Below are 17,598 nucleotides of genomic sequence, written 5' to 3'. Positions count from 1 at the left end.
TGGTACGGATCTTGCGAATACCCCGTCAAACGATGCGTCTGCGTCAAAAAAACGACCCGCACACCCCTGCGGTTAACCGCCAATCGGAGAGTTTCCCGGCATGGACCGAGCGCTAGTCCTCAATAATGTCAAATCCCTGACGCGGGGTAATATCGGCATTCCCGTGATGTTGATGGGATTGCTGGGCATGATGATTCTGCCCATGCCGGCGTTCATGCTGGACGTTTTCTTTACCTTCAACATCACCTTGTCGATCGTGATCCTGTTGGTGTGTGTCTACGCCTTGCGGCCGATGGAGTTTGCCTCCTTCCCGACCGTTTTGTTGGTGGCAACACTGTTGAGGCTGGCGCTCAACGTTGCCTCCACGCGGATTGTTCTGCTCAACGGCCATGAGGGCGGTGATGCGGCCGGTAAGGTGATCGAATCGTTCGGCGCGGTCCTCATCGGCGGTAACTACGCGGTTGGCCTGGTGGTCTTCGCCATTCTCATGATCATCAACTTCCTGGTGGTCACCAAAGGTGCCGGCCGGGTGTCGGAAGTTAGCGCGCGTTTCACCCTGGATGCCATGCCGGGTAAGCAGATGGCTATCGATGCCGACCTTAATGCCGGTCTTATCAACCAGGAAGAAGCCAAGCATCGCCGGGCTGAAATCGCCCAGGAGGCCGATTTCTACGGCTCCATGGACGGCGCCAGTAAATTTGTCAAGGGCGACGCCATTGCCGGCCTGTTGATCCTGGCCATCAACCTGATCGGTGGCATTGCCATCGGTATGCTTCAGCACAGTCTCGATTTTGGTACCGCTACACAGAACTATGCACTACTGACCATTGGTGACGGCCTAGTGGCACAGATTCCGTCACTGCTGCTGTCGACGTCTGCAGCGATCATGGTTACCCGGGTAACGTCCAGCCAGGACATGGGCGGGCAGATACTGCAACAAATGTTCAACGCTCCCAAGGCGCTGGGTATCGCTGCCGTTATCCTCATCATCCTTGGCCTGATTCCTGGCATGCCGCACGTGGCATTCCTTGGTCTGGGCGCGATTGCCGGTGGTATTGCCTGGTACATATGGCAACAGGAGCGCCAGACCGTTGAGGAAGATGGTGTGTTCCCGGTCCGGGGCGGTGGTGCCCGTCCGGCAGGCCCGGGGCGCGACCTGCCGCCCGGTGGTGAGGGCGGTGAACACAGTGCCCAGCTGCCGCCGCCGGGGGAAACCCGGGAACTCGGTTGGGACGATGTGGCCACCGTGGATGTCGTGGGCCTGGAGGTGGGCTATCGCCTGATTCCCCTGGTGGATAAGTCCCAGGGTGGTCAGCTTCTCAGCCGCATCAAGGGCGTTCGCAAAAAGCTCTCACAGGATCTGGGCTTCCTGATGCCTTCGGTCCATATTCGCGACAACCTCGACCTGATGCCCAATGTTTATCGCATCACCCTGATGGGGGTGACCATTGCCGAGGCAGAAATCCATCCGGACCGTGAACTGGCGATAGACCCAGGTCAGGTGTTCGGCAAGATCGAGGGGATAGAGGGCAAAGACCCCGCCTTTGGCCTGGACGCCAGTTGGATCGAACCGGACAAGAAAGACCAGGCACAGACCCTCGGTTATACCGTCGTGGACGCCAGTACCGTAGTGGCAACACACCTCAACCAGATCCTCCAGAAACACGCCCACGAACTGCTTGGCCATGAGGAAGTCCAGAAGTGGCTGGAACAGCTCGAGAAAGTATCTCCAAAGCTGGCGGAAGAACTGGTACCCACCACCATTTCCATCAGCCTGCTGCTGAAGGTGCTGCAGAACCTGCTGAAAGAGGAAGTGCCGATCCGTGACATGCGCTCTATTGCCGAAGCGATCGTGAACGTTCATCCGAAGAGCCAGGACCCGAAGCTGCTGACCACGGTTGCCCGCCAGTCACTGCGCCGGATGATTGTCCAGAGTATCTGTGGCAACGACACAGAGATCCCGGTGATCACTCTGGATCCAGACTTGGAACAGTTATTGCTGAAGTCAATGCAGCAGAGTCAACAATCCGGCGGTCAGGAAGACATCGGGCTGGTGCTGGAGCCAAATATGGTTGAGAAGCTTCAGAGGTCGCTCCAGGACAGCGTTCAGCGCCAGGAGATGTTGGGCAAGCCGGCGATTCTATTGGTTTCAGGGCCCTTGCGCCCGGTACTGGCGAAGTTTGCCAGCTACGGAGTAGAGCGTCTGCATGTACTGTCGTACCAGGAAATTCCGGATAACAAACAGATCACTATTGTCGCATCCGTCGGTCAGTAAAGGCCGCGGCTGGAAAGGCGGAAGGCGCTGGAAAGCGCTGACCGGGGAGGAAGCATCATTATGAAAGTTAAGCGGTTTTTTGCCCAAAGCATGGCAGAGGCACTGCGTCAGGTGCGGGATCAGATGGGTCCCGATGCCGTAATCCTTTCCAATCGTCGTGTGGATGGTGGCGTCGAAATTGTGACAGCGCTCGATTATGACGAAAATATGGCGCGCCAACGCCTCGGTGACGCTGCGCGGGAAGCCACCAATGGCTCACGACTGGCCGAAATGCAGGCGGAACAGCATCGCCGCCTGGAGGACGAACTCGGCCGCTCTCGCGATCGTATTCGGGAAGTGCGGGAAAAGCGCGCGACCTATGGTAATGCGGTTGGGGGTGGGGACTTCGGCCACGCTGGCTTGTCGAAAGAATCGCTGGCCGACGATGACATGGTGGTTGAAGAGCCTACCGCTGCCAGTGCTGCCTATTCCGGAGAACTGGCGCAAATGCGTGCGGAGATCAGTTCCCTTCGTGACCTGGTCAGTGCCCGGAATGGCGGTGAACCCGAACAAACAGCGGTGAACGCAGTACAGCAGAGGCTGTCTGAGAGGTTGCAGGAGTTTGGTCTCGGGCTGGAGCTCGCCAACTCTCTGTCCCGGCGCCACCGCGCAGGCCGGCTTGAGGATGGCTGGAAGCAGTCTCTGAAAATGCTGGCCGCCGGTGTGAAGACCGCGCGTACTGAATGGGCGGATGAGGGCGGTGTTTACGCCCTGGTGGGCCCAACCGGGTCCGGCAAGACGACGACCATCGGCAAGCTGGCCGCGCACTATGTGCTGCGCCACGGTGCCGACTCTCTGGCGCTGGTCACCACCGATCGCTATCGGGTCGCGGCCCATGAGCAACTATTTGTATTCGGGCGCATACTGAACGTTCCAGTTCGGGTTGTGGACGAAACCCATTCCCTGGACGACATACTGGACGAACTGTCGGACCGGCACCTGGTGTTGATTGATACCGCTGGCCTGACCAGCACCGACAAGGGCTACGAGGAGCAGCTTATGGAGCTGGCTCGCAGTCACCATCGGATTCGAACCCATCTGGTGGTTTCGGCAACCAGTCAGCCGCGCATCATGAAATCCGTTTGGCATTGCTATAAGATGGCAAATCTTACGGGTTGTGTGATGACCAAAATCGATGAAGCACTGACCCTGGGTGAATCGCTGGGATTCGTCATGGAAACGGGATTGCCGGTGGCGTATTACACCGACGGGCAGAAAATCCCGGAAGACCTGCACCACGCTGAGTCCATTCCGCTGGTGCGGTTGGCCGTGGAGAGGCTGAAGAAACTCCAGCAGCAACAGGCAGTCGCTGTTTAAAAACAACACAGCCTGCGGTTAAACGCGGCAAGAGATCAGAGTCAGTATGAGCAAACCACATCCGGTACAGGTGATTGCCGTTTCCGGCGGGAAAGGGGGCGTTGGCAAGAGCAACGTATCAGTGAACCTTGGCATCGCCCTAGCACAAATGGGACGGCGGGTGGTGCTGCTCGATGCCGACCTGGGCCTTGCCAACATTGACGTTCTGCTTGGCATTACCGCCAATCGTAATATCCAGGACGTCATCGCCGGGGAATGTGACCTTCGGGATGTGTTGGTCAACGGCCCCGGTGGCATCAAAATCGTGCCCGCGTCCTCAGGTACCCAACGCATGACCCAGCTTTCCAATCTGGAGCACGCTGGCCTGATCAACGCGTTCAGCGAACTGGGTGACCAGATCGATGTGCTGATCGTTGATACCGCTGCGGGTATTTCCGAATCGGTGGTCAGTTTCCTCCGAGCCTCACAGGAACTATTACTGGTTGTCTGTGATGAACCTACCTCTATCACCGATGCCTACGCCCTTATAAAGCTTATGAACCGGGATTACGGCACCAACCGCTTCCGTATACTGGCCAATCAGGTCAGGAATGAGCAGGAAGGTCGCCATCTGTTTGAAAAACTGACCCGGGTTACCGAGCGCTTTCTTGATGTGGCACTACAATATGTGGGTATGGTGCCGTATGACGAGGCCGTAAAAAAAGCGGTACAGCGCCAACGTGCCGTGCTGGATGCCTATCCGCGGGCAAAAGCATCGTTGGCGATCAAGAGCCTCGCGGAGAAAGTGGATAGCTGGCCGCTGCCATCATCGCCCCGGGGACATCTGGAATTCTTTGTGGAGCGGCTCGTCGAAGTCTGATTTTGATCCTGTCACTGAATAGCCGGATACATGACATTGGCGAAAGAACTTGGAACCTACAACCGGACGGGTACACGAGGACCTTCCCAGCTCGTTGAGGAGCAGGCCCCGCTGGTCAAAAAAATAGCGCTTCACCTCATGGCGCGGCTGCCGGCATCTGTCCAACTGGATGACCTTATGCAGGCAGGCATGATTGGCTTGTTGGAAGCTGCACAGCGATACAGTTCCGACAAGGGGGCTACCTTTGAGACATACGCCGGGATCCGGATTCGCGGAGCCATGGTAGATGAAATTCGCAAAGGTGACTGGGTACCCCGATCCGTCCACAGGAACTCCCGCCGCATTGCCAAAGCCATCAAGGCTGTCGAGGACCGCCTGGGTCGGGAAGCTCAAGACTCGGAAGTAGCCGAGGAGCTGGGGCTGGACCTCGACGAATACTATTCCTCCCTGAGCGATGCTAACAGTGGCCGACTTTTTAGCCTGGATGAGCTCAATGAATCCGGCGAGCTGCCGATAGAAGAAACAGAGGACAGTGATAACCCGTTGGATGGCTTGGCGTCTGACAACTTCCGGAAGAGCCTGGCAGCTGCGATTGGTGACCTGCCCGAGCGAGAAAAGCTGGTGCTCAGCCTTTACTATCAGGAAGAATTGAACCTGAAGGAAATTGGTGCTGTGTTGGGTGTCAGTGAAAGCCGGGTCAGCCAGATTCACAGCCAGGCCGCGCTCCGTCTGCGGGGGCGTCTTACTGGTTGGCAGAGCTGAACAGGCCGCCAGTCCCATTGAACGGCGTTACCAGGCATTCTTTACTGTAGCCTTTTGGTAACCGGTGCTTTACAACCGGCTCAAAGGCCACACAATAAGCGGTTAAACTACCGGCCTGCTAGACTGTGAGCCGGAAGCCAAAAACGAATTCCGGGCGTTTTTAACTGGAGGTCCCATTGGACAAGAACATGAAAATCCTGATTGTGGATGACTTCTCCACAATGCGACGGATCATTAAGAACCTGCTTCGCGATCTCGGTTTTACCAACACTGACGAAGCAGACGACGGCAATACAGCACTGCCTATGCTCAGGAGCGGCAAATACGATTTTCTGGTAACCGACTGGAATATGCCAGGGATGTCCGGACTCGATCTGCTCAAGGAAGTCCGTGCCGATGACAGCCTGAAAACCCTGCCTGTGCTCATGGTGACCGCCGAGGCGAAGCGCGACCAGATTGTCGCTGCTGCGCAGGCCGGTGTGAACGGCTACGTGGTCAAGCCCTTCACGGCAGCCGTACTCAAGGAGAAGATTGAGAAGATCTTCGAACGCATCCAGTAATTCAGAGGTCGGACGGCTCCCATGAGCAATAGAAAAAAAGACCCACAGGGGCTCGACCCGGAGGTCACGGAGAAACTCCGCAGCCAGGCGGCCGAGTTGGTTGAACAGGTCAACGCCGGGGACTATGGCCGCGCGATGACGCTGATCAATGAATTGAGCGAGGTGAGGGACCAGAGCCTGTATCGGGAAGTCGGCCGCTTGACCCGCAGCCTCCACGAGGCGATCCGCAATTTCCAGATCGATCCCCGTAACGCCGAACAGTCAGAAGCTCTGTCGAAGATGACCGATGCGTCGGATCGCCTTGAGTACGTGGTTCAGATGACCGGTAAAGCGGCCAATCGGACCATGGATCTGGTTGAGGAGGCTATGCCCAAGGCCAGCGCCCTCCGCGACGAGGCCGCCGAGCTGAGAGACCAGTGGCAGAAACTGCGTCGCCGCGAGATGGCGCCGGCTGAATTTCGTGAGCTCTATGCCCGTATCGACACGTTTTTCGTGACCCTGAATACCGATGCCGGGGCGATGTACGACAACTTGTCGGAAATTCTTCTGGCCCAGGATTTCCAGGACCTCACTGGGCAGGTGATCCAAAAGGTCACCACTCTGGTTAAAGAGGTGGAAGAGCATCTGTTGAGCCTGGTAGTGATGGCGAGTCATGTGGACCAGATGACCGGCACCGTGCATGAACTGGAAGAGCGGGAAAAGATATCGGCGGAACAGGGTGTTGGTCCACAGATCAAGGCCGAAGAACGCGAAGACGTAGTATCGGGACAGGACGATGTTGATGATCTTCTGTCCAGTCTCGGTTTCTGAGTAAGAGAGGGTAACGCATGGCGCTTGATGCCGATGAAGAGATCCTGCAGGACTTCCTTGTTGAGGCAGGCGAGATACTCGAAAAGCTGTCGGAGCAACTGGTCGACCTGGAACAAAACCCGGACGACAGCGATCTGCTCAACGCCATCTTCCGAGGCTTTCACACCGTAAAAGGCGGCGCTGGGTTTCTGCAACTCGATGCCCTGGTGAACTGCTGTCATTCCGCGGAGAACGTCTTCGATATCCTGCGCAACCACAAGCGCAAGGTGGACTCGGAACTGATGGACGTGGTGCTGGAAGCCCTGGATCACGTCAATGCCATGTTTGAACAGGTTCGCCACCACGAGGAACCGACGCCAGCTCCCGAGGAACTGATTGCCGCTCTGGACGCATTGGCGCAGCCGGCAGGGGAGTCGTCGCCAGCAAACGCAGCGGTCGCTCGCGAAGAACAGAACGAGAGCAATGAAGCCAGTTCTGGAGACGATGGCGGTGATATTACCGACGACGAATTCGAGCGGTTGCTGGATGCCCTGGAAGAGGAAAAGACCAGCGCTCCGGTTTCCAGTGACGACGGCAATGAATTTTCAGGCGGTGACGGAGGGAGCGGAGACGACATCTCCGATGATGAATTCGAGGCCCTGCTGGACCAATTGCATGGCAAGGGACAGTTCTCAGGCCCGCCTGAAACCGGCAACACAGCCCCTGACAGCCAGGATGCCTCGGGCGACAAGGTTACCAGTGATGAGGCCAGTGACAGCAAGGGTGGCGACGACCTGATTTCGGACGACGAGTTCGAAAAGTTGCTGGATGACCTGCACGGCAAGGGTGGTAGCCCTACGGCAGAAACTGCCAAGCCGGCCCCTGGGCCTGCTGCAAAGCAGCCGTCGGCCACGTCTCCCAGTGCCAAGGCTGACAAGCCCGCGCAACCGACTGGTAAGCCCGAAAAAGCGCCTGCGGATAATGGCAAGGCAGGCGTAACGCCCGCGATGCCGGCACGGGATGCGAATGCACCAGTGGCTGAAACTTCGGTGCGGGTGGATACCAAGCGCCTGGACGACATCATGAACATGGTGGGTGAACTGGTGTTGGTGCGTAACCGGTTGCAGCGTCTGGGCGCCCAGAGTGAAGACGAGCATATGCACAAAGCCGTCTCCAACCTGGACGTGGTGACCACCGATCTTCAGTCAGCGGTGATGGCAACGCGGATGCAGCCCATCAAGAAAGTATTTGGCCGCTTCCCGCGGGTGGTTCGCGACCTGGCACGCAGCCTGAAGAAAGAAATCAACCTTGAGATGCACGGCGAAGAGACCGACCTGGACAAAAACCTGGTCGAGGCGCTGTCCGATCCTCTGGTCCATCTTGTTCGCAACTCGGTTGATCACGGTATAGAGGCACCCGATATTCGTGAAAAGGCGGGCAAGCCTCGTCAGGGTCGTGTGACGCTGTCGGCTGAGCAGGAAGGCGACCACATCCTGTTGTCCATCGAAGACGACGGTGCTGGTATGGATCCGGATGTACTGCGCCGAAAAGCGGTCGAAAAGGGCATCTACGAACAGGATGCCGCTGACCGACTGACCAACACCGAGTGCTACAACCTGATTTTCTCCGCCGGGTTCTCCACCAAGGATCAAATATCGGATGTGTCCGGTCGTGGCGTTGGCATGGACGTGGTGAAAACCAAGATCAGTCAGCTCAACGGGCAGCTGAGCGTCGAGTCGGAGCTGGGCAAAGGGTCTCGCATCGTCATCAAGGTGCCGCTGACCCTGGCCATCATGCCTACCCTGATGATCATGCTTGGCGACCAATCCTTCGCGCTGCCACTGGTGAACGTGGTCGAGATTTTCCATCTGGACCTCAGCAAGAAGAACATTGTGGATGGCCGTGAATGCATCGTGGTTCGAGACAAAGTCTTCCCGTTGTTCCACATCAAGCGATGGCTGGTCAAAGGCGCCGCTGGGCAGCCGGAACCAGAAAACGCCCACGTGGTTATCGTGGCGATGGGAACGCGGCGCGTCGGTTTTGTGGTGGATCAGCTGATCGGGCAGGAAGAGGTGGTGATCAAGCCCCTGGGCCGGGCCCTTCAGGGAACGCCGGGTATGGCGGGTGCGACCATCACTGGCGACGGTCGTATTGCACTCATTATTGATGTTCCGAGCCTGCTGCAAAACTACGGCAAATAACGTTGCGGCGGGCCCAGGTTTAGGAGAAATGGATGACGGTTTCTGTCCTGGTCGTTGATGATTCAGGTTTTTTCCGCAAGCGACTGACGGAAATCCTGACCGCTTCCGGTCAGATCAAGGTGGTTGGCGTGGCCACCAATGGGCGCGAAGGTGTCGAGCTGGCTGAAAAGCTGAGGCCTGACGTCATCACCATGGACTACGAGATGCCCGTCATGGATGGTATCAGCGCCGTCCGTGAGATCATGAAGCGACATCCGGCGCCGGTATTGATGTTCTCCTCTCTCACCTACGAGGGTGCCCGGGTGACCCTGGATGCCCTTGAGGCAGGTGCCGTTGATTTCCTGCCCAAGAATTTTGAGGAAATTGCCCGGGATTCCAGTCAGCTTCAAAAAATACTCATTGAGCGTGTACTGGATGTCGCTGGCAGTCGCCCTGGTGCAAAACCGTCGGCGCCGCCTCCCACCGCTCCGCCTCCTTCGCCCCGTAGCCCTGCACCGGCAAGGCGCAGCGTGCCCGAGCGGCCGGCGGTACCGGACAGGTCCTCTCGCCCCAGCGCCTCAGAGCCTGAAGCACCGGCCCGTCGTTCGATTCGCCGCGGGCCTGCTAAACACTACAGTGTGGTTGCCATCGGCACGTCCACCGGCGGCCCGGTGGCCTTGCAACGTGTACTAATGGCGTTACCGGCCGGGTTTCCCGCGCCTGTGGTGCTCGTTCAGCATATGCCAGCCAGTTTTACCCCGGCGTTTGCCGAGCGCCTGAACAAGCTGTGCCAGATTCAGGTACGCCAGGCTGAAGACGGCGAAATGCTGAAGCCGGGCGTTGCGTTGCTTGCCCCCGGGGGCAAGCAGATGATGATTGAAAACCGGGGTGGCCAGGGCAGGGTCAGGATTCTTCCCGGAGATGACCGGCTTAACTACAAGCCCTGTGTGGATGTGACGTTCGGCTCCCTGGCCAGGAGTTTTCCCGGCAAGACCCTGGGCCTGATCCTGACGGGTATGGGCTCGGATGGAAAGGAAGGCTGTCGCCTGATGAAGCAGTCAGGCTCCGATATCTGGTCCCAGGACGAAAAAACCTCGGTGATCTACGGTATGCCCATGGCCGTGGCCAAGGCCGGGTTGTCTGACGAAATCCTTGCGCTCGATGACATTGGTCCCCGCCTGGCGGATGGGGTGAGCTGATGGATATTCTCAGCCTGCTGGGCGTCATTCTTGCCTTTGTGGCGATTCTCGGTGGAAACCTGCTGGAAGGTGGCGCCATCAGCTCGCTGTTCAATGGCCCGGCCGCGCTGATCGTGATTGGTGGTACGCTTGCAGCCACTATTCTCCAGACCTCCTGGCCGCTGTTAAAGCGGGCCTTTTCCCAGGTGCGCTGGGTGTTCTTTCCCCCCTACATCAGTCTGGAAGATGGTATCGGCAAAGTCATCGACTGGAGCGTCAAGGCCCGTAAGCAGGGTTTGCTGGGGCTGGAAGGGTTGGCTGAGAAGGAATCTGAGCGCTTTGCCCGTAAAGGGCTGCAACTGCTGGTGGATGGCGCTGAGACAGAAACCATCCGTAGCATTATGGAGGTGGACCTGGAGTCCCGTGAACAGCGGGATCTGGAGTCCGCCCGGGTGTTTGAGGCCATGGGTGGCTATTCGCCGACCATTGGCATCATTGGCGCGGTGATGGGGCTTATTCAGGTGATGACCAACCTCGAAGACCCCCAGTCACTTGGCAGCGGTATCGCCACTGCGTTCGTGGCCACCATCTATGGTGTTGCTCTGGCGAACCTGCTGTTCTTCCCGGTTGCCAACAAGTTGCGAGGCATTCTGCGGGAACGCACCCGTTATGAAGACATGATGATCGACGGCATCATCGCCATTGCCGATGGCGAGAACCCTAAATCCATCGAGCTGCGCCTGCGGGGCTTCCTGTAGTGCCGGCACCTGGCTGAGGGGTAAGCTGATGAGACGACGCAGGCAGCAGGATGACGATCTTCACAACAAGGAACGCTGGCTGATTTCCTACGCCGACTTCATCACCTTGTTGTTCGCGTTCTTTGTCGTGATGTATTCCGTGTCGTCGGTGAACGAGGGCAAGTACAAGGTGCTCTCTGAAACTCTGACTGGCGTCTTCAATGCCCCCCAGCGCTCCTTTCAGCCTATCGAAGTGGGTGATCAGCCCCGACGTTCGACGCCGCAGGCGGCCGAGGATGTGATTAACCCGCCGGTGACCGAAGCTCCGCAAAATCCCTCCATGAGTGCAGAAGGGCGCACCGAGGCGCTGCGTGCCATGGCGGACCAGTTGGCTTTGGAGTTTGACGAACTGATCAATCAGGGTGTGGTTACACTGGAAACCAGCGACGAGTGGTTGGAGCTCAGTCTCCGCAACAGCCTGCTATTTGGTAGTGGTGATGCCGAGCCCCATTACGATGCCTTCGACGTGGTGGAGAAAATCGCTGCTGTACTCCGCAACCGGGATAACGCGATCCGGGTTGAGGGCTTCACGGATAACCGCCCGATAAACACCAGTGCCTTCCCCTCCAACTGGGAGCTGTCCGCTGCGCGATCAGCGGCGGTTGTGCGCATGTTGTCGATGGAGGGTGTTGAGGCCGAACGGCTGGCCGCTGTTGGTTACGGTGAGCACCAACCGGTGGCCCGCAACGATACCGAGGAAGGCCGCCGTCGCAATCGACGCGTGGTCCTGCTGATCTCCCGCGACGCCAGTATCCGTGGCGCGATGCGATAACACCTTTCTGATCATCACGTTGCGGAGTCATGGCGGAAGGTGCCTATAGGCGAGTTGGCACAATATCTGTATTAACGTCTGTACATCTTTAGATCCCGGCAAGCGCTTGCCGGATTGTTTTCAAGTTGAACGGATCGTGGCCGATAACTCGTTATGCGTGCGACGTTTCCGGAACGGGTATTTCTGGAGAATCAGTGTGGTGACGAGGTTGGCGATGAATTTGGTGACGGATATGGAGTGCACAGCGTGCGCATCTGGGCAGTAGCCAATCAAAAAGGCGGTGTGGGCAAAACCACATCGGTTGTCGCCCTGGGTGGCCTCTTGGCCGAGAGCGGCAAGCGCGTTCTGGTGGTGGACCTGGACCCTCACGGATCATTGACCAGCTGGTTCGGGTACGACCCGGATACCATTGCCCACAGTGTGTTCGATCTGTTCCAGCACCAGGGTAAAGTACCGGATGGTTTGCCGGCCCAGTTGATTACCGAAACCAGCTGTCCGGGGCTATCCCTGTTGCCGGCCAGCACAGCGCTGGCAACTCTCGAACGGAGAATGGTCGGTGTTGAAGGCATGGGACTGATTGTATCCCGGGCCCTGACCCAGTTGTGGGACGATTTCGACTACGTCCTGCTGGACAACACCCCATCGCTCGGCGTGCTGATGGTGAACGCGCTTGCCGCCGCACAACACCTGATCATTCCGGTTCAGACCGAGTTTCTTGCCATCAAAGGCCTTGAGCGAATGCTGCACACGCTCACCATGATCATGCGCTCCCAGAAGAACCAGCTTTCCTACACCATTGTACCGACGCTGTTTGACCGGCGAACGCAGGCATCGGTAAAAAGTCTTAACCAGTTGAGAAAGACCCACAGCGATACGCTATGGCGCTTCGCCATTCCAGTGGACACCAAGTTCCGCGATGCCAGCCAGGCCGGGATTACCCCATCATCCATGGATGCTGAAACCCATGGTGTTCGGGGATATGCCCGCCTGCTGAGTGATCTACAGGAAATAACACGCTCGGTGGCGGAGCGTCGGCATGGCTGACAAAAAAATGACACAGGTGGCGGACCCTGGCTCCGCCATTGCCAGCTATCTGGACGAACTGCTGCATACGGCGACAGATAGCGCTCTGCGTGAGGAACCGGAACCGCCAAAACCGGTGGCTCGTGAACGCACTCGCATCGCGCTGAAGCCTGCGCCCATTGTGGCCCGTCCGGTCGCGGAGGCGAAGTCTGAGTTGCCAAAGCCGGTAACACCGGCCCCGGTGGCGGAAAAAGCACCGGAGGTGGAGTCGCCCCCGGTTGAGCACAAACAGGCCGCCGATATTCCGTCGCCTCCTGAGGTGGAGCCCCCGGGGCGGCCGGAATGGTCAGACAAACCGTTCGAATGCCTGATCTTCACGGTGGCAGGGCTGCAGCTGGCGGTGCCGTTGATACTGCTCGGCGCCATTCATCGAATAGAAGAGCCGGTGAAGCCGATCCCCGGCAGCCCCCGCTGGTATATGGGCATGCGCCCGGACCGGGAACGTAATCTCAGAGTGGTGGATACGGCGGAATGGATTATGGCGGGCCGGGCACCGGAGGACGCACGGGACAACTATCGCTTCGTGATCCGGCTGGACAGCAGTGAGTGGGGGTTGGCCTGTGACGATGTCGCGCAGTCGTTTACCCTGAAACCGGATGAAGTACGCTGGCGGACGGCCCGCAGCAAGCGACCTTGGCTGGCGGGCACGGTCATCGACCACATGTGCGCACTGATTGATGTTAAAACCATGGCGGACTTGCTGGTCCGGGCTGAGCGGGAACACCACCTCGACCTGAGTTAGCAATTTCCGGTTACCGAATGAAACCGTGCTCTGCTGGCACGGTTTGTGCCCTGAACTATAGTATTGGGCACTGATGATGAATTTTTGACGATCAGGCTGCCCGCCGGGCAGCCGAACAGGAGATACAAGGCTATGGCATCCCCGAGCGGACAGCAAAATCAGGCCCAGGATGATCAGGTACTGCAGTACGTGACCTTCAGGCTGGATGACGAAACCTATGGCATTGACGTCATGCAGATTCAGGAAGTGTTGCGATACACCGAGATTGCGCCGGTTCCAGGTGCCCCGGATTACGTTCTGGGCATCATCAACCTGCGGGGCAATGTGGTCACCGTTATCGACACCCGCCGTCGCTTTGGCCTGGCGGATGCGGAAGTCACTGACGCGACACGCATTGTGGTCATGGAGTCGTCCAACCAGGTGATGGGTATCCTGGTGGATTCGGTTGCCGAGGTGGTGTACCTGAAAGCCAGTGAAATTGAGACCGCGCCCAATGTGGGGAACGAGGAAAGCGCCAAGTTCATCCAGGGGGTGTGTAACAAGAACGGCGAACTGATCATATTGGTCGAGTTCGACAAGATGTTGTCAGACCACGAATGGGCTGAAATCTCCTCACTGTAATGCCGGCTTTGGCCGGACAGCAGGCTGGATGGACGCCCCGTGGTTTCAACTAACCGAGGACGTCCATCATGTTTGCAGAAATCTCTTCCCTGGCCCCGTGGCTTCTGACAGCCGCTGCCCTGTGCCTACTGTTCGCCCAGGGTATGATGCTACGCCGTGAAAACCGAAAACTTCGGGAGCAAATGAAAGAGCGCTGCGAAACCCTTGGCCGCGAGCTCCACGCAACAGCCAGTGGCAGTATGGGGGTTGGGCAGCGAGTGGTCACCTGCGAGCGCCAGCTTCATGAATTGCGCGGTATGCTTGACGAAATGCGCCAGAACGATCCGTTAAGGATTTCCTACGATGAGGCCTCAAGGTTAGTGGACCTGGGGGCGGATATCGACGACCTGATGAATACCTGTGGCATTTCACGGCCGGAAGCCGAACTGGTATCAGCGCTCCGCAAGCGCCAGGCGGCCTGACCTAAGGGTTTATCTGTCTAATCTTCACGGGGCCGTCCGGCGTCCTCTGGCGTACGGCCCTGAAGATTGAAGGCAAAGGCAAGAATTTCAGCCACCACCCGGTAGAGTGTCTCCGGGATTTCGTCGTTCAGTTCCAGTCGCGCCAGTATGCTGGCCAGCTCCGGATTTTCGTACAGCGGCACATTATGCTCACGGGCAATGCGGATGATTTCCTCCGCCAGTTCGTGGGTACCGCTCGCCGCAATGACTGGAGCCCGTTCGCCATCGTATTTCAGTGCCACCGCCGCCGGTGAATCTGTGTTTTGATGATCTTTTCTCATACCCGCGTGTCCACCAGCCGGTGCTCAAGACGGGTGTTTGCACCCCTTGGTGTCCCTCTCCGGCACTCCAGGTCCACCACATCCAGGCCGATATCCGAAAGGCCCTTTCGTAATTGCGGCAGATCTTCCCGCACCTGACGCAGCGTGGACTGCTTCTCCGCCCACACCTGCGCAGACACCTGATCCTGCCGCAGCGATACATCAAAATGCAAAGGCCCGGCCTCATCCAGATCCATGGCCAGTGAAAGACGCCATTCCGTTGCCCGGGGGGTGCCAGAGGTTTTCTGGCCGCTGTCTGCCGGATCCTGTTCGATTCGCAACTGGGCGATCCGTGGTTCGTTGTTGGGGTTCAGCCAGGGGAGCTCAAGCAGCATGGTTGATACCGGTGTTGGCGCCTCGGCGGTGGTCCGTGTGGAGAGTATCTGGCTGTGTAACTGATTCACGGTAATACGATTGAGCATGCCAGCCAGCAGCCTGAGCATTTGCCCAGCTGTGGGTTCGGCAGACCCCTGTGGTGGCGGAGGTGGAAACGTATTGGGGAACTGAAGCGGTGCCTGCACCAGTTCCGGACTTGCCAGCGGTGTAAAGCGGTTGAAGGCGTCGGGGCCGCTCCCCTGTTGTGCGAGCAAGGCGGTAATCACCCGGCCGATAGCCAGCTTGAGATCGGGTAGGGCGGCCTGGGGCGCCCTCGCCAGCCGCGATTCGGCGAACAGCCCGCTTTCCTCGACCCACTGCCGCAACTGGCCGGCCGCACCGGGTTGAGTTCCGGCACCTGGCGTCAGTGACTGGCTGGACGGCAGCCGTGATATCAGTTGTTCAATAGCCTGCCTCACCGGTTGGGGAAGTGGCTGTGGTGGATTGTTGATGGGGGTTCCAGTGGGCGCAACGCTGTCGGGTCTCGCACCGCCGGTCAGCGTTGTCAGAATTCTGGCAAGGCCGGCATCAACGGACTGTTGCCAGGGCAGGCGCTGCGCCAGCGCCCGGGAGATCGTGGTTTCCGGCGCCTGGGCCAGCTTCCCCATCAGTTGCAGTTCATTGCCCGCACGCATGATCTTGACCCAGTCACCGGTTTCCAGGGATGTGTCTCCAATAGCCGCCTGAACGGTCAGCGACTGGCCGCGAACTTCCAGCAACAACTGCGCGCCGGCAGAGGATTGTCGGTTGATCACGTCTGCCACCCGAGCGAGTGTTGCCTCGCGATTGGCAAGCTTGAGCTGGTCGAGCTGCACACGGGCAGAGGCCGCGTCCAGTACCGCCGAAGGTTGTCCGCTGGCTGGCCGCTGAGCGATCGGCACCGGTGACTCGGTTTTGGGTGGTGGTGTGGGGTTACCGTTTGGTAATTTCATTGCCACTGATTTGATGTCAGACAAGAGTATTCCTGAGGCGCTTTCGCTATAATACGCCCCGCCGGTAAGTATTGCCTTTCCGAACGTCTGAACCCTCCGGGTCAGTAAAGTATACACCAGCTCTGGGGCCCCGATGTCTGAGCCGTTACTACAGGCTGTCAATCTGCAATGTGAGCGTGATGACCGGATACTGTTCCGGGATCTCTCTGTCTCCATACTGCCCGGTACTCTGACCCGTGTCGAGGGGCCTAACGGCTCTGGCAAGACTACGTTGCTTAGAATTCTTGCCGGACTGAACGACAGTTACAGTGGTGACCTGCTCTGGCGAGGAAGGCCTCGTCATACCTACCGGGAGGAATTCCTCCGCAATATGCTCTACCTTGGCCATCGCCCGGGTATCAAACCGTTGCTTACCCCCATGGAAAATCTCCGCGCCCTGATGGCCGGGCGTCGGTATGTGACCGATAAGGTGCTCTGGCAGGCATTGGAAGGCACCGGCCTGGGTGGTTTCCAGAACGTACCCAGTCGTAACCTTTCCGCCGGGCAGCAACGTCGGGTGGCACTCGCCAGATTACTGGTTGCAGATGAACCCCTGTGGATTCTGGATGAGATATTTACCGCCATTGATGCCCACGGTGTGGCTGCTCTCGAGCGATTGCTGGTGGACCGGATCGCAAGTGGTGGCGCGATCGTAGTGACCACACACCACGACCTTAATCTGCCTTCGATGCACCGAATTACCCTGGGGAGCAGTCATGACCATGGTCTCTGAAGCCAGGCTTCCTGTTCGTACACCGGAGGAGTCGGTAAGCGTATTGTCGGCCATGAAAGCCGTATTCTCGCGGGATCTGAAAACCGCCTTTCGCCAGCCCCAGGATTTGCTCAATCCGCTACTGTTTTTCGTCATGGTCGTAACGCTTTTCCCCCTCGGGGTTAGCCCCGAAGTATCATTCCTGCGGGAGGCGGGTAGCGGTATCCTGTGGGTTGCGGCCTTGCTGTCCGTGTTATTGTCACTGGATCATCTTTTCCGTCATGATTTCGACGACGGCACGCTTGAGCAACTGGTATTGCAGCCCCAGCCGCTGTTTTTGTTAGTACTGGCGAAGTCACTGGCCCATTGGGTACTCACTGGCCTGCCACTGGTGATGCTGGCGCCTGTTCTGGGGGTGATGGTGCATCTTGAGGGGAACTCTGTTGCCATTCTGTGTCTAACGCTGCTGATCGGAACACCGGTCCTCAGCTTGATCGGTTCCATTGGTGCGGCATTGACCCTCGGACTGAGATCGGCAGGCGTGCTCTTGTCCCTGCTGATCATTCCGCTGTACATTCCGGTGCTGATTTTTGGCACAGGCACGGTAATGGCTGCGTCTGAGAGCGCGCCGGTGGGTGGACAGCTCGCGTTGATGGGGGCGTTTCTGGTGTTGGCGCTGACACTGGCGCCGTTTGCATCGGCGGCGGCCCTGAGGATCAGTCTGTCCAACAGTTAAAGGTAAAAAG

The 17,598-nt window shown here is 58.1% G+C and carries 18 protein-coding genes; 16 read left to right on the top strand and 2 right to left on the bottom strand.

Going from position 1 to position 17,598, the window contains the following annotated elements; all coding sequences use genetic code 11:
- Window positions 1-100: 100 nt before the first annotated feature.
- The 14 genes from flhA to AAGD24_RS13400 all read left to right on the top strand — a co-directional run bounded on the left by flhA (window position 101) and on the right by AAGD24_RS13400 (window position 14,435).
- Complete coding sequence (gene flhA, locus AAGD24_RS13465; RefSeq protein WP_036204858.1) at window positions 101-2,275, top strand: flagellar biosynthesis protein FlhA; 2,175 nt, start codon at window positions 101-103, stop codon at window positions 2,273-2,275.
- Window positions 2,276-2,335: 60 nt separating this feature from the next.
- Window positions 2,336-3,631, top strand: a complete 1,296-nt coding sequence (gene flhF / locus AAGD24_RS13460) for a flagellar biosynthesis protein FlhF (RefSeq protein ID WP_007153959.1) — start codon at window positions 2,336-2,338, stop codon at window positions 3,629-3,631.
- Window positions 3,632-3,677: 46 nt separating this feature from the next.
- The gene (locus AAGD24_RS13455) at window positions 3,678-4,490 is read left to right on the top strand and encodes a MinD/ParA family protein (RefSeq protein ID WP_036204860.1); all 813 of its coding nucleotides are present in this window, start codon (window positions 3,678-3,680) and stop codon (window positions 4,488-4,490) included.
- A gap of 30 nt (window positions 4,491-4,520) precedes the next feature.
- Window positions 4,521-5,252 (top strand): RNA polymerase sigma factor FliA, encoded by a 732-nt coding sequence (locus AAGD24_RS13450; RefSeq protein ID WP_036204862.1) that lies wholly within the window; start codon window positions 4,521-4,523, stop codon window positions 5,250-5,252.
- Between the two features lie 176 nt (window positions 5,253-5,428).
- Window positions 5,429-5,812 (top strand): chemotaxis response regulator CheY, encoded by a 384-nt coding sequence (gene cheY, locus AAGD24_RS13445; RefSeq protein ID WP_036204864.1) that lies wholly within the window; start codon window positions 5,429-5,431, stop codon window positions 5,810-5,812.
- A gap of 21 nt (window positions 5,813-5,833) precedes the next feature.
- The gene (locus AAGD24_RS13440; RefSeq protein WP_036204866.1) at window positions 5,834-6,622 is read left to right on the top strand and encodes a protein phosphatase CheZ; all 789 of its coding nucleotides are present in this window, start codon (window positions 5,834-5,836) and stop codon (window positions 6,620-6,622) included.
- Window positions 6,623-6,639: 17 nt separating this feature from the next.
- Window positions 6,640-8,802 carry a chemotaxis protein CheW gene (locus AAGD24_RS13435; protein ID WP_379865371.1) on the top strand — a complete coding sequence of 721 codons (2,163 nt, stop codon included), beginning with the start codon at window positions 6,640-6,642 and terminating at the stop codon, window positions 8,800-8,802.
- 32 nt (window positions 8,803-8,834) lie between these two features.
- Window positions 8,835-9,980, top strand: a complete 1,146-nt coding sequence (locus tag AAGD24_RS13430) for a chemotaxis response regulator protein-glutamate methylesterase (RefSeq protein WP_305936738.1) — start codon at window positions 8,835-8,837, stop codon at window positions 9,978-9,980.
- Complete coding sequence (locus AAGD24_RS13425; protein ID WP_007153952.1) at window positions 9,980-10,717, top strand: flagellar motor protein; 738 nt, start codon at window positions 9,980-9,982, stop codon at window positions 10,715-10,717. The genes AAGD24_RS13430 and AAGD24_RS13425 overlap by 1 nt, the downstream gene beginning before the upstream one ends.
- Before the next feature lie 28 nt (window positions 10,718-10,745).
- On the top strand, window positions 10,746-11,528 hold the full coding sequence (gene motD, locus AAGD24_RS13420; protein ID WP_091641069.1) for a flagellar motor protein MotD: 783 nt from the start codon (window positions 10,746-10,748) through the stop codon (window positions 11,526-11,528).
- A gap of 246 nt (window positions 11,529-11,774) precedes the next feature.
- On the top strand, window positions 11,775-12,572 hold the full coding sequence (locus tag AAGD24_RS13415) for a ParA family protein (RefSeq protein ID WP_041336586.1): 798 nt from the start codon (window positions 11,775-11,777) through the stop codon (window positions 12,570-12,572).
- The gene (locus AAGD24_RS13410) at window positions 12,565-13,353 is read left to right on the top strand and encodes a chemotaxis protein CheW (RefSeq protein ID WP_379865369.1); all 789 of its coding nucleotides are present in this window, start codon (window positions 12,565-12,567) and stop codon (window positions 13,351-13,353) included. Before AAGD24_RS13415 ends, AAGD24_RS13410 begins: the two co-directional genes overlap by 8 nt.
- A gap of 132 nt (window positions 13,354-13,485) precedes the next feature.
- A complete protein-coding gene (locus AAGD24_RS13405; protein WP_007153948.1) occupies window positions 13,486-13,974 on the top strand; it encodes a chemotaxis protein CheW in 489 nt (162 codons plus the stop codon).
- A 68-nt stretch (window positions 13,975-14,042) separates the two neighbouring features.
- Window positions 14,043-14,435 (top strand): DUF2802 domain-containing protein, encoded by a 393-nt coding sequence (locus tag AAGD24_RS13400; protein ID WP_007153947.1) that lies wholly within the window; start codon window positions 14,043-14,045, stop codon window positions 14,433-14,435.
- A 17-nt stretch (window positions 14,436-14,452) separates the two neighbouring features.
- Here the strand turns inward: AAGD24_RS13400 and AAGD24_RS13395 are convergent, their stop codons facing one another.
- On the bottom strand, window positions 14,453-14,755 hold the full coding sequence (locus tag AAGD24_RS13395) for an EscU/YscU/HrcU family type III secretion system export apparatus switch protein (protein WP_075194746.1): 303 nt from the start codon (window positions 14,753-14,755) through the stop codon (window positions 14,453-14,455).
- Window positions 14,752-16,125, bottom strand: coding sequence for a flagellar hook-length control protein FliK (locus AAGD24_RS13390; protein WP_228209790.1), 1,374 nt, complete (start codon window positions 16,123-16,125; stop codon window positions 14,752-14,754). Before AAGD24_RS13390 ends, AAGD24_RS13395 begins: the two co-directional genes overlap by 4 nt.
- Window positions 16,126-16,234: 109 nt before the next feature.
- On the opposite strand from AAGD24_RS13390, the gene ccmA reads away from it, so the two are divergent.
- The gene (gene ccmA / locus AAGD24_RS13385) at window positions 16,235-16,873 is read left to right on the top strand and encodes a cytochrome c biogenesis heme-transporting ATPase CcmA (protein ID WP_228209789.1); all 639 of its coding nucleotides are present in this window, start codon (window positions 16,235-16,237) and stop codon (window positions 16,871-16,873) included.
- A complete protein-coding gene (gene ccmB / locus AAGD24_RS13380; RefSeq protein ID WP_374700661.1) occupies window positions 16,857-17,588 on the top strand; it encodes a heme exporter protein CcmB in 732 nt (243 codons plus the stop codon). Before ccmA ends, ccmB begins: the two co-directional genes overlap by 17 nt.
- The last annotated feature ends 10 nt before the right edge of the window (window positions 17,589-17,598 follow it).

The sequence above is a fragment of the Marinobacter sp. M5B genome, assembly GCF_042604615.1.
Classification (GTDB): Bacteria; Pseudomonadota; Gammaproteobacteria; order Pseudomonadales; family Oleiphilaceae; genus Marinobacter; species Marinobacter salarius.
This window is presented reverse-complemented; position numbering and strand designations above follow the sequence as displayed.

Bases quoted from the DNA above. Each gene is read 5' to 3' on its own strand.
- flhA (WP_036204858.1), top strand. From the start codon at position 101: ATGGACCGAGCGCTAGTCCTCAATAATGTCAAATCCCTGACGCGGGGT.
- flhF (WP_007153959.1), top strand. From the start codon at position 2,336: ATGAAAGTTAAGCGGTTTTTTGCCCAAAGCATGGCAGAGGCACTGCGT.
- AAGD24_RS13455 (WP_036204860.1), top strand. From the start codon at position 3,678: ATGAGCAAACCACATCCGGTACAGGTGATTGCCGTTTCCGGCGGGAAA.
- AAGD24_RS13450 (WP_036204862.1), top strand. From the start codon at position 4,521: ATGACATTGGCGAAAGAACTTGGAACCTACAACCGGACGGGTACACGA.
- AAGD24_RS13440 (WP_036204866.1), top strand. From the start codon at position 5,834: ATGAGCAATAGAAAAAAAGACCCACAGGGGCTCGACCCGGAGGTCACG.
- AAGD24_RS13435 (WP_379865371.1), top strand. From the start codon at position 6,640: ATGGCGCTTGATGCCGATGAAGAGATCCTGCAGGACTTCCTTGTTGAG.
- AAGD24_RS13430 (WP_305936738.1), top strand. From the start codon at position 8,835: ATGACGGTTTCTGTCCTGGTCGTTGATGATTCAGGTTTTTTCCGCAAG.
- AAGD24_RS13425 (WP_007153952.1), top strand. From the start codon at position 9,980: ATGGATATTCTCAGCCTGCTGGGCGTCATTCTTGCCTTTGTGGCGATT.
- motD (WP_091641069.1), top strand. From the start codon at position 10,746: ATGAGACGACGCAGGCAGCAGGATGACGATCTTCACAACAAGGAACGC.
- AAGD24_RS13410 (WP_379865369.1), top strand. From the start codon at position 12,565: ATGGCTGACAAAAAAATGACACAGGTGGCGGACCCTGGCTCCGCCATT.
- AAGD24_RS13405 (WP_007153948.1), top strand. From the start codon at position 13,486: ATGGCATCCCCGAGCGGACAGCAAAATCAGGCCCAGGATGATCAGGTA.
- AAGD24_RS13400 (WP_007153947.1), top strand. From the start codon at position 14,043: ATGTTTGCAGAAATCTCTTCCCTGGCCCCGTGGCTTCTGACAGCCGCT.
- AAGD24_RS13395 (WP_075194746.1), bottom strand. From the start codon at position 14,755: ATGAGAAAAGATCATCAAAACACAGATTCACCGGCGGCGGTGGCACTG.
- ccmA (WP_228209789.1), top strand. From the start codon at position 16,235: ATGTCTGAGCCGTTACTACAGGCTGTCAATCTGCAATGTGAGCGTGAT.
- ccmB (WP_374700661.1), top strand. From the start codon at position 16,857: ATGACCATGGTCTCTGAAGCCAGGCTTCCTGTTCGTACACCGGAGGAG.